The 11300-nt window shown below is 49.8% G+C and carries 9 protein-coding genes; 7 read left to right on the forward strand and 2 right to left on the reverse strand.

Annotated elements, in window-relative coordinates; translation table 11 throughout:
- Nucleotides 1-115 precede the first annotated feature (115 nt).
- On the reverse strand, nucleotides 116-826 hold the full coding sequence (locus PAHA3_RS01835) for a GT-D fold domain-containing glycosyltransferase (protein ID WP_062833200.1): 711 nt from the start codon (nucleotides 824-826) through the stop codon (nucleotides 116-118).
- A 310-nt stretch (nucleotides 827-1136) separates the two neighbouring features.
- Here PAHA3_RS01835 and PAHA3_RS01840 point away from each other — a divergent pair, with 310 nt between their 5' ends.
- The 5 genes from PAHA3_RS01840 (at nucleotide 1137) to PAHA3_RS01860 (ending at nucleotide 6812) form a co-directional block, all read left to right on the forward strand.
- Nucleotides 1137-1826: a glycosyltransferase gene (locus tag PAHA3_RS01840; protein WP_062833201.1), complete on the forward strand. Its 690-nt coding sequence runs from the start codon at nucleotides 1137-1139 to the stop codon at nucleotides 1824-1826.
- An 18-nt stretch (nucleotides 1827-1844) separates the two neighbouring features.
- Nucleotides 1845-2834 carry a polysaccharide biosynthesis protein gene (locus tag PAHA3_RS01845; protein WP_062833202.1) on the forward strand — a complete coding sequence of 330 codons (990 nt, stop codon included), beginning with the start codon at nucleotides 1845-1847 and terminating at the stop codon, nucleotides 2832-2834.
- A 66-nt stretch (nucleotides 2835-2900) separates the two neighbouring features.
- Nucleotides 2901-4430, forward strand: coding sequence for a nucleotide sugar dehydrogenase (locus PAHA3_RS01850; protein ID WP_235599465.1), 1530 nt, complete (start codon nucleotides 2901-2903; stop codon nucleotides 4428-4430).
- Nucleotides 4417-5166: a class I SAM-dependent methyltransferase gene (locus tag PAHA3_RS01855; protein ID WP_062833203.1), complete on the forward strand. Its 750-nt coding sequence runs from the start codon at nucleotides 4417-4419 to the stop codon at nucleotides 5164-5166. Before PAHA3_RS01850 ends, PAHA3_RS01855 begins: the two co-directional genes overlap by 14 nt.
- 515 nt (nucleotides 5167-5681) lie before the next feature.
- A complete protein-coding gene (locus PAHA3_RS01860) occupies nucleotides 5682-6812 on the forward strand; it encodes a glycosyltransferase family 2 protein (protein ID WP_062833204.1) in 1131 nt (376 codons plus the stop codon).
- Nucleotides 6813-7395: 583 nt separating this feature from the next.
- Here PAHA3_RS01860 and PAHA3_RS01865 read toward each other — a convergent pair.
- Nucleotides 7396-7917, reverse strand: coding sequence for a DUF5412 family protein (locus PAHA3_RS01865; protein WP_062833205.1), 522 nt, complete (start codon nucleotides 7915-7917; stop codon nucleotides 7396-7398).
- A 315-nt stretch (nucleotides 7918-8232) separates the two neighbouring features.
- Between PAHA3_RS01865 and PAHA3_RS01870 the strand changes: the two genes are divergently transcribed.
- Both PAHA3_RS01870 and recQ read left to right on the forward strand, forming a co-directional pair.
- Entirely contained in the window at nucleotides 8233-9087 is an 855-nt protein-coding gene (locus PAHA3_RS01870; RefSeq protein ID WP_062833206.1) for an Rpn family recombination-promoting nuclease/putative transposase, read from the forward strand.
- Nucleotides 9088-9398: 311 nt separating this feature from the next.
- Nucleotides 9399-11279, forward strand: a complete 1881-nt coding sequence (gene recQ / locus PAHA3_RS01875; RefSeq protein ID WP_062833207.1) for a DNA helicase RecQ — start codon at nucleotides 9399-9401, stop codon at nucleotides 11277-11279.
- Nucleotides 11280-11300 lie beyond the last annotated feature (21 nt).

The following is an 11300-nucleotide window of genomic DNA, read 5'->3' on the forward strand; positions in this document are numbered from 1 at the left end:
GTTTCAACTAGCGCTCAGCATGAAACCCCGGCTCAAGGAGTCGGGGGTTTTTGTCATACAAAGCATCTGTACATCTCAATGTAGCTCACTCATCTGAAGGAGATGTCCGTGTGGATTAGTTGGCACGACCCTTCAGAATGATGTTGTTGGCTTTGCCAAAGTCGATGGCGACTTTACCGGCGAGAGCAGCTGTTCGCTCAGCAAGAATAACCGCGTTGACGCCGCAGGAGAAGAGAGCGACATCAAAGGTATCTTGATTCGTCTGAATCCACTCAAGCGTCTCCTGCATCTGATCATAGCTGTCGAAGGGAAGTGCATTCACAAGGTTTAGATGATATGGCTCCCGTTCGAGCGTGGCACGCAGTGTCTCAATCTCTCGGGTAACGAGTAGCACGCGCTTGCCTGCAAGCATCTGCCAGAAACGCGGATTCTGTGCCAGCTCCCGATTGACACAGGCATGACAAGTCAGTGGAGGAGAGATGCCAAAGTGAGCAAACACCATATCGGTCAGGGGTCTTTTGAGATAATCCGGAGCGTTAATGGTGCTGTCACCGCGGGGAAGAATGCCGACGATATCGGCCCGTTGCAATGATGCCGCGACTTCATCTCGTAGCTGCGGGTTGGGAAGGCTCAGTCCTTTTTGTCCTAAATTGGCTTTGATGGCCCAACGCTCCTGAAGGACCTGTTTTGTGGACCATACGGTTTCTTGAGACATGACGATATTCTCGCCATCGCCGACTCGCACGAGAGAGAGAGGACGCTGTTCAACAAGCGCCGCTTCAAGCTGATCAAGCACACCTTCCATTTCAAGATAGATCGAATCCATTCGAGTGGTAGCCCCCTTTGAAAATTGAACTGCTCTATTCTATGTTGCGGCGCCAGTAACGATATGTACGTTCGACCCGCAGGGCACCATCTTCAGGTGTATATCAATCTATTTCGTTGAAAGGTAGTACATCTGTCGTTACCGCTTCTATCAGCGATTCATATGTTATAGAGTGCTGGGTTGGCAAGCGGGATGTTTCTCGTAAGCAATCAGTCAGGTAGAAGAGGTTTTCGTAGAAGACGGTATCATCACGCTCAAAAAGGTCTGTATCCGGTAAACGGAGTTTGCAGCGTTCATGAGGAGGAATGTTATGTCCAGGAAAGTTGTGATTGAGATTAACTTCAACAATTACGGGATGGACCCGCAGCGGTTGACGCGGGAATGGCTGGAGCGTCGGGTGAGCATCTTCCGCACGTTCACATTGCATTGCCTGAAGGCACAGACGAATCAGGATTTTCTAACTGTGGTGAAGCTATCCAAGGAATCGGGGGACTTGATGCAGGAGATTCTGGCAGGTCAGGAGCCGCTTCCTTCCAATATTCGTTTTGGAACCAATATTGAGAGTGTGCGTGCCATTCTGGCGTTTGCCAAAGGTGCGGAGCAGCTCTATATTGCCCGTCTGGATTCGGATGATCTGTATCATAAGACTTTTGTACAACAGCTCTATGATATTCAGCCACAGCCGCAGACGATGGCCCTAATTAACCAGAACGGATATCTGTGGGATAGCGTGAATAACGAGATGGCGCCAGCATTTCACCGTTCTCCGCAATTCTATGTCTATTTATATCAAACGGCCGAATATGCAGCGGGGTACCGGGTCAAGCTTCCGGGTAGAGGTACACATGGCAATGTCATCGAACTGCCGCATGAGCTGCTTGCTCCGCGCAATTATGTCAACATCGTGCATTCCAGTAATACTTCAGTCAAACGAGTACCGCCCAACGACCGGTTAAACCGGGATGAGATGGCACAGGTATTACGCGACTTTATGATCTGAGTTGGGAGGGATTCATCCATGATTCAAGGACAAACGATTCTGATTACCGGAGGAACAGGCTCCTGGGGTCAAAAGCTGACCGAGGTGCTGCTGGACCAGAACCCGGCTGAGATTCGCCTTCTGTCACGTAATGAATACGCCCAGATTGCGATGCAGCGTGAGTTCAACCATGACCCGCGTCTGCGATTCATCATTGGGGATATCCGGGATTATCGGGCAGTGGAAGATGCGTGCAAAGGCGTGCATGTACTCTTCCATCTGGCTGCGCTGAAGCATGTTCCGGTCTGCGAGGACCAACCTGATGAAGCGTTCAAGACGAATGTGATTGGGACGCAGAATATTATTCGGGCTGCGATCCGCATGCAGGTTCCCAAAGTCATTGATGTGTCCACCGATAAGGCGGTAGATCCGATTAACGTATATGGCATGACGAAGGCTTTGGGTGAAAAAATGATGATCCGTGCCAACTGGCTGAGTGAAAGCACCCGGTTTGTCTGCATCCGCGGCGGCAATGTGCTTGGAACCAGCGGCAGTGTCGTGCCTTTGTTTCGTCGCCAGATCGATGAAGGCAAGAGCCCGACTATTACGGACAAAGGCATGACCCGCTTTTTCCTGACGCGTACCGAAGCCATACATCTACTGCTTAAGGCGGCTGAGGCGGCGGTAGGCGGGGAGACGTTTGTGATGAAAATGAAAGCTTGCAAGATGACGGAACTGGCCTCCGTCATGTTGGAACAGGCAGGTCGTCCATCCTTCGATTATAAGGTGACAGGCATACGTCCAGGCGAGAAATTGCATGAAGTGCTCATTTCGCCCTATGAAGCGCCGCGCACGTATCAATACGATGCGCAGTATTATGTTATCCTGCCGGAGCATCAGGACAAGGGACTGACCGATCAGTACAGTAGCCTGCCTCGTGTGAACTTCTCCGAGTATCGTTCGGACAGTGCCATGATGAACAAGCCATCGATTGCCCGCTTCTTGCGTGCAGGCGGCTATATCGACTAGGGCGTGTCTCAAAACTCGTTTGGAGTTTTCAGATACGCCCACCGAAGGGAGGTGGAGCGTTTGGAGGTGGAAGGAATGGGAGAGAATCATCAGCACGAGCAGCACGGGGGAAAAGAAGGGCAGCGGCAACATAATACACTGCAACACATCAATGACCGCTCCCTGAAAGCTGTTGTCGTCGGTCTTGGTTATGTAGGTTTACCCATGGCTGTGGAGATGGCACAGGCAGGTTATCAGGTACACGGTATCGATATCGATACCTCCAAGGTAGCCAAGCTGCGTGCCGGGCATTCGTATGTCATCGGTATAGAAGATGAGGTTGTACAGTCTCTGATGCAGAAAGGTTTGTTCACGGCAAGTACCGATTATGCAGTGATTGCGCAAGCCAATGTCATTGTCATCTGTGTGCCAACTCCGCTGACTGCTGAGCATCAACCGGATATCTCGTATATCTCGGCGGCGGTGGATGGCATGACTCCGTATTTGCAGGAAGGCAGCCTAGTTATTCTGGAAAGCACGACCTATCCGGGCACGACGGAAGAACGCGTGAAACAACCGATTGAAGCGGCAAACGGCTGGCGAGCTGGAGAACAGTTCTACGTCTGTTATTCTCCAGAGCGGGTAGATCCGGGCAGTGTGAATTATGGAGTGAAAAATACCCCGAAGATTATTGGTGGCTCCACACCCGCCTGTCTGAATTATGGTAAACAGTTCTACGGCTCGTTTCTCAACGAGGTTGTTCCGGTCAGTTCAACGACGGTAGCAGAGACGGCAAAGTTGTTCGAAAATACATTTCGTAGTGTGAACATTGCACTGGTGAATGAGTTGACTCCTGCTTGTGAACAGATGGGGGTAAACATCTGGGAGGTGCTGGGTGCGGCGGCCACCAAGCCATTTGGTTACATGCCATTCTATCCCGGTCCCGGCATCGGCGGACATTGTATTCCAATCGATCCGATCTATCTGTCCTGGGCGGCAAACCGCCAGGGATCGGAGTTGCAATTCATCCAGCTGGCGGATGCAACCAATCGGCAAATGCCAGAGAAAGTGGTGAAGCGTGCAGGGGAGCTGCTGAAGCAGAATGGTGTATCTATGCGGGGAGCACGTGTTGTACTCGCGGGTATGGCCTACAAAAAAGACATTGACGACCTGCGCGAATCACCTGCGTTGGACGTTTACCGGCTGCTGAGCGAAGCGGGTGCAGAAGTCGTTTTCACCGATCCAATGGTGCCTGTCTTCCGTAAAGATGACGGTACAGTGCTTCACGCTAGTCCGGCGGTGCCGAAATTGTGGGCAGGAGCTGACCTGGTAATCATCACCACGGATCATTCGGGATTCGATTATCAGGAGATGGCGGATCATGCGAAGCTGATTTACGATACACGCAATGCAACCGCCGCATGTCACGGGGGAAATATTGTGGTGCTGGGCCAACCTGTTGAGCGTGAGGCGAAGAGAGTTTACGAGCAACAGGAACGAGTAGAAGGGTCCGGGCAAAAAGAGGAAGTCAAGGTGGCAGTCGAGGGCGCCGTAACTCGCCGTGAAGCTGCGATCGATCCCGACGAGGATCAGGGAGATGCCCATGGCAAATCATGATCGTGTAAGCGAACGCTATTACGGCGAGATTAATTCGGAAGATTCTCATGAAGCGACGAGAACGCGTATCCACTGGATGTGCCGTGAGGCAACAGGCAAACGCATCTTGGACGTCGGGTGCAGTCAGGGCATTACATCCATTCTGCTGGCACGTGAAGGATTTCGTGTGACCGGTATCGATCTAGAAGAAGAGAGCATCCGATATGCACAAGAAGAGCTTGCTAAAGAGTCCAGGCCCGTAAGGAACAATGTGGACTTTCGAATGCTGGACATTACGCAATGGAAAGTCAGAACTACTTTTGACACGGTGCTGCTTGGAGAAGTGCTGGAGCATTTTGCCCATCCGGAGACGTTATTGGTCCAGATTCATCGGCTGTTGCAAGAGGATGGGACGCTGGTTGTAACCGTGCCGTATGGCTATCATCCGTTCTATGATCACAAGCAGACGTTCTATGCGGGAAGCCTGGCAATGTGCTTGATGCCGTATTTTGAAGTCTTGAAACTGGAAGTTCATCATAAATATCTATGTTGCGTAGCCCGCAGACGGCGAAGAACTCAGGTGCATATGTCACCGACTTTGGATCAACTGATGGAGTGGATGAAGCTGGATCATGCGCATTTTGCTGAGGTGGAACAACAGCATCTACGGGTAATGAAACAGCGCAAGAAGGCGCTAGACAGTGCGGTGGAGCAGGTGAAACGGTTTCGTCGTCAGGAGAGTGGGGGCTCTCTTTAAAGTAAAGGGTCGGGGGTCTCGAAAGTTCCCCTCTACGCGTCTCAGAGCCCTTAACAAAGCACTTATTAGATCACTTATCAGAATATTTAAATGGAGCATTTTTATTCCAAACTGCTGATAAGTGTGACGACAGAGTAACTCTATGTTCTAACGAATCTCACACGCCTTATCTTGGTGATTTGGGAGAGGGGAAAAATGTAACGAATCTCAGCGACGCTATTTCATCCGAAAGCTGCGATAAACGACGAATGGTTGCCTAAAATGCGACAATAGCGCGCCTCAGATTCGTTACATTTTCCAATTGGCTGAAATGCACCAAATAGCGTCACCTCAGTTCGTTAGCCACGGTGAAAATGATAAGTATTCTTTACTGAACTTTGAGAATGGTGGTACCTGTACCAATACTAAGTTCCAAATACCAAATGCTAGTACTTTGCTCGAAGTACCTAGTCAAAGAAAGAATAAAACCGTTATGAAAATTCGCAATACGCGTACGACAGGAAGGGGCTCAAAACGTGATCACCATCAGTCTGTGCATGATTGTGAAGAACGAGGAACGCACGCTTGCGCGCTGTCTTGATTCGGTTGCCGGCATCGCAGACGAGATCGTCATTGTGGATACCGGTTCATCAGATCGTACGATGGACATCGCTGCGCAGTATACCGACCAGGTCTACACGTATGAATGGAAGGAAGACTTTGCCGCAGCCCGGAATGAGTCATTCGCCAAAGCCACGCAGGAGTATATCCTGTGGCTGGATGCGGACGATGTGCTGCTGCCATCGGAACGGGCGAAGCTTGCGGTGTTGAAGCAGCAGTTGCCGTCTGAGGGGGAGACGGCGGGTGTGATCTTGAACTACACGCTGGCCGAGGGGCCGGAGGGGAGTCCGCTCGTGACGGACCGACGCCTTCGCCTGGTCAAGCGGGATGCCGGGTGCCGCTGGCATGGCCGGCTGCACGAGCAGCTCAGCTTCCCGCAGAGCGGGGTCATTACGGCAGATATTGCCGTCACGCACCGCCGCGAAGCGGGACATCATTCGGCGCGAAATGTGCGCATTCTGCGCAAATGGATCGCCGAAGAGGGCGTAGCCCAAGGTCGCCTGCTATTTTATTATGCAGGCGAATGTTATGACCGCAAGCAGTATGCGGCGGCGGCACGCGGGTACGCAAAGCTGCTGGAGCAGCCAAGCGGTTACCGCGAGGATCGCCTCATTGCCTGCGCGCGGCTGGCGGAATGTTATGAACGACTGGGTGAGCCGGGCCGTAAGCTCGGTGCATTGCTGCAGTCGTTCCAGTATGATCTGCCACATGCCGACTTCTGCTGTGCCATTGCGGCCTGTTTTCATGAGCGGCAGGAACCCGTCTCGGCGATCTACTGGTATATGCAGGCGGTAGACGTGAGCAGCCGCGATCCGGGACTGCGCCCAGTACCAGAGGCCTGCCGCACTTGGCTGCCACATGCCCGTTTATCCCTTTGTTATGCCCATCTGGGCAACTGGGAGCACGCATTGATGCATAACACCAAAGCCCGTGAGTATTTGCCGAACGATCCCGGATTGCTTGCCAATCGGCAGAAGCTCGAAGTTGTGGTGCGCAAGGAGATAAAGGAGCGGGAAGATCGTGGTGAAGTGTCACCTCGTAAGTAGGGAGATAAATTAGGACAGCTGAGGACAGATGAGTTTGAAACTGGATTAGGAAATAGGGGAGATAGATTGAAGTAGAAGTGAAATAACAACAAAAACTAATTCGTTGCTGGTAGGATGCGATAGGGCGGATCAGTGAAAATAAGCGTTAGTGGAAATAGAGTGTAAGGCACAATTGCGAGCAGAAGCAGAAGCAGAAGCAGAAGCAGAAGCAGAAGCAGAAGGTGCTTATGATTAAGCGGTAGAATAGATGTGATAGATAAGTTATGTGCTGCCATATGTTTAAAGTTCTATAGTACGAAGTTGTTAGTGAAAAAGCATATCAAACCACCAATGAAGTATAAGTAAATAAACGATAAAATGCAGAACAAGAGCAGCCCCGCTCAACCGAAAGAGTCGGTGAGAGGGGCTTTTAACGCTTCTCGTGCCACGTGTATCTCTTGCCATGGTGTAATGAAAGTAGCATTTGGTGAAATTTTTACAAGGTATACAGAGTGTTGGAACTTCTGACATGCGGTGCAGTGAGGATACTCATCAAGATGAGACCTCGAGTGTTCAGAGCCGTCATATTAGCTGCTATGTTGTTTTATTTTTCTGGTGCCAGGCATCGCACAGACTGATCTTTCATCCGTAAGCTCTTGCACGCCCAGCCCCTGCCATCATATATTTCCTCATTAATGTTGAGGGTAATAGTCTCATCTGTGTACTCATTCCAGTTTTCAATTCGGAGTGTGTTTTCACTTTCCCATTCGAGATGATTATTTCCGTGGTGCTCGGCACGATAGATCGTTTTTACTGTGGAGTCCTCAGGGGCATTCGTCTTCTTCACATCAACCCACATCGTAACCCCACCTGCCGCACCACCATAGGGCACACCATAAATCTCGGCGGTATATTCACCATTCCGTGAAGGCATGGAATAACTCAATTCCCCCAGCTCGGAACGGTCAAATGTGGAAAAGTAAGGACGGAGCCAGAAATACAGGAATACGGCGGCAAACAGTACAAGAATCAACAATGTAAATGTAGTGAGAATTGGGTGTCTACGTATCCACGATTTTGGTAGTGAAATGTCTGAAGAGTCACTAGCTTGAGAGTGTTGTTTCATGAAATTGCTCTCCTTTAGAGATGTTGGGTAGGAACGAGATAAGGAATTGGATATATAGATATAGTGGTGTCTTCTCTTTAAGCTATTTATTAAATTAATGGTAACACACTGCGTTTATTAGTGACAAATAAGTTAAAATTACCCTTATTTCAAAAGGGACTAAATTATAAATGGAGAAAGACAGCATCCTCATGACTATATAAGCAATAAGAGATTGTATTTGGTATGGAATGTTTAACTTGCATAAAGGAGGTTGATGCTGCAATTAATTATTACAAGCATGGTATAATAGGAAGAAACGGAGTTGATGGTCAGATGTCTGATTTGCTCGATCCTCGAAACGATTTTGTTTTCAAGCGTATTTTTGGCAGTGAAGAAAATAAAGATGTCCTGCTGGTGTTCTTGAACCGAACGTTTGCAGAGTCGGGCGAACAACCACTGACAGAGATCGTACTACTTAACCCGTATACCGACAAAGATGCTCCTCTGGACAAACAGTCCATATTTGATATCTGGGCGAAAACAGCTGAAGGTAAGCTGATCAACATTGAAATGCAGTTATTTAATAAATATGACATCGAAAAGCGTACCCTATACTACTGGAGCAAACGTTATTCGAGCCAGCTACAGGAAGGTCAGACATACAAAGAATTGAAAAAGTGCGTTACCATTAATATTTTGAATTACTCGTTTATCACGAATGAGCGTTATCATAATGTTTTTCATCTGAGGGAAGACCACACTGGACTTGAACTTAGTGATGATCTCGAAGTGCATTTCATGGAGCTGTCGAAACTAGATGATCGATCCGTTCCGATGGCAGGTGGACTGATTAACTGGCTCTTGTTCCTGAAAGGTGCTGACAAATCCAATTGGGAGGTGTTGCAAATGAATGAACCTACTTTGAAGAAGGCGATGGATACGCTGGAGTTCTTGAGTCAGGATCGGGAAGCACGTCGTTTGTATGAAGAGCGGCAGAAGTATTTGCATGATGAAGCTTCTATGATTGAATGGGCTACGGAAAAGGGAATAGCCAAGGGGTTAGTGGAAGGGGAAAAAAGAAAGGCGATTGAGATTGCAAAAAACATGCTCTCATTTGGAATTGAAGTTTCAATTATTGCCGAAACAAGTGGTCTAACTGTGTCTGAAGTTGAGGCGTTGAAAAATTAGAAATACCACCAGTGTGAAACAGTTATTGTATGACTTAATAGTTTTGTGAATTAAATGCAATCGTTTTGTCCAACTAGGGCAGGACGGTTGTTTTTATTTTGATGAAGAAGCTTCAAACGTTTTACAGTAAAACGCGGTTGCTCATTCGGGGCTGGGCCGTTAAACTAAAGGGAGCGGCGTTTGCTTGACGGACAAGTCATGAGAACGCCATTTTGTTGTCAAGGATGCGGTATGTGTGCCGCTTTCGGATGTCAGAATCGGATCGGACCAAGCTGGTGGAAGAACACCGGTGATAAGTAAGGAGTCTTTACATGAGTGTGCAAACACCTACATTAGAAGAAGCGCAGGGTCTCCTGCAAAAATATTATGGCTACCCCGACTTTCGTGAGGGACAGAAAAAGATTGTAGCCAGCCTGCTCGAACGTGAAGATACGCTCGGCATTATGCCAACTGGGGGCGGTAAGTCGATCTGTTATCAGATCCCCGCTCTGTTATATTCGGGTCTGACGCTTGTTGTCTCCCCGTTGATCTCATTAATGAAGGACCAGGTCGATGCGTTGACGACCGCAGGAATTGCTGCCGCGTATATTAATAGTACACTTAGCGGCAAAGAAGTGAATGATCGCATCCGCGCGGCGCAGCGCGGTGAGCTGAAGTTGCTCTATGTCGCGCCTGAACGACTGGAGCTGGATTGGTTCCGCGATGAGATGGGCTATTTGCCAATCTCTTGCGTTGCCGTGGATGAGGCCCACTGTGTATCGCAGTGGGGACATGATTTTCGGACAAGCTACCTGGCGGTAGCGCCGTTTGTGGATAGTTTGCCAGAGCGGCCGGTGGTTGCGGCCTTTACGGCTACAGCGACGCCCGAGGTCATGGGCGATATTCTGCGGCTGCTGCGTTTGCAGGACCCGCAGACATATGTGACCGGACTTGGGCGGGATAATCTGGCGTTTAGCGTGCTGCGTGGCGAGAGCAAGAAGGATTTTGTTTTGAACTATGCTCGCGAGCATGCTAGCGAGCCAGGTATTATATACGCCGCGACCCGTAAGGACGTGGACGATCTGCATCAGCGGTTGTTGCAGGCGGGATTGCCCGCAGGACGCTACCATGCCGGCATGACGGACGATGAACGGTCCCAGAGCCAAGAAGCTTTTTTGTACGATGATATCCGAGTGATGGTAGCGACCAATGCGTTCGGGATGGGGATTGATAAATCGAACGTGCGTTACGTGATTCATAACAGCATGCCGAAGAACATGGAGGCATATGTGCAGGAAGCCGGGCGTGCGGGACGGGACGGAGAGCCAAGCCAGTGCATTCTGCTATTCGGGGCACAGGATATTATCACCCAGAAGTTCCTGATTGAGCAGAACCCGATGGAGGGCGACCGGAAACAGAACGATTACCGGAAGCTACAGCAAATGGTGGATTACTGTTACACGACCCGTTGTTTGCGCAGTGCGCAGCTGGATTATTTCGGTGAGGTGCATGACGATAAGCCGTGCGGTACGTGCAGTTCCTGTACAGACGACCGCGAGTTGGTAGACATGACGATTGATGCACAGAAAATATTCAGCTGCATTCACCGCATGCGTGAACGGTATGGTGTATCATTGGTCGCTTCGGTGCTCAAAGGCTCTCGTGCCAAAAAGGTACTCGATTACGGCTTCAACTCTCTGCCAACCTATGGCGTGATGGGTAATCGGACAGAACGTGAGATTTCGGAGATCATCAACGTGATGGTATCCGAAGGATATCTGATGCTGTCCGAGGGACAGTATCCGGTCGTTCGTCTGCAACCACTGGCGGTCGAAGTACTCAAAGGCCAGCGTGAAGTGATGCAGCGTGTGGTCCGCAAGACAGCGGCAACGGCTTCGGGTACGAACTACGGTGGACGTCGTGGTCGCGATGCGATGCCATCTGCGGTCAACGAGACGGTATTCGAACAGTTGCGTCTGATCAGGCGTGATCTGGCAGCGAAAGAGCATGTGCCATCGTACATTATTTTCAATGATGCGACCCTGCGCGAAATGAGTGTGGTATGTCCACAGACAGAACGTGACATGCTGGATATCAAAGGAGTCGGTGAGGTGAAGTACCGCAAGTACGGACTGCCGTTCCTGGAGTTTTTCCAGAAGCAATCAGGAGAAGAAGTGGATACGGATGACGATGCGTTTTACGAGTATGAGTAGGTATGAGCACGTATAAGATGA

It is taken from the genome of Paenibacillus amylolyticus (genome assembly GCF_001570725.1).
GTDB classification, from domain to species: Bacteria; Bacillota; Bacilli; order Paenibacillales; family Paenibacillaceae; genus Paenibacillus; species Paenibacillus amylolyticus_A.

Coding starts and splice junctions, on each gene's coding strand:
- PAHA3_RS01870 (WP_062833206.1), top strand. CDS start 8,233: ATGTCTGATTTGCTCGATCCTCGAAACGATTTTGTTTTCAAGCGTATT.
- PAHA3_RS01855 (WP_062833203.1), top strand. CDS start 4,417: ATGGCAAATCATGATCGTGTAAGCGAACGCTATTACGGCGAGATTAAT.
- PAHA3_RS01835 (WP_062833200.1), bottom strand. CDS start 826: ATGGATTCGATCTATCTTGAAATGGAAGGTGTGCTTGATCAGCTTGAA.
- recQ (WP_062833207.1), top strand. CDS start 9,399: ATGAGTGTGCAAACACCTACATTAGAAGAAGCGCAGGGTCTCCTGCAA.
- PAHA3_RS01840 (WP_062833201.1), top strand. CDS start 1,137: ATGTCCAGGAAAGTTGTGATTGAGATTAACTTCAACAATTACGGGATG.
- PAHA3_RS01845 (WP_062833202.1), top strand. CDS start 1,845: ATGATTCAAGGACAAACGATTCTGATTACCGGAGGAACAGGCTCCTGG.
- PAHA3_RS01865 (WP_062833205.1), bottom strand. CDS start 7,917: ATGAAACAACACTCTCAAGCTAGTGACTCTTCAGACATTTCACTACCA.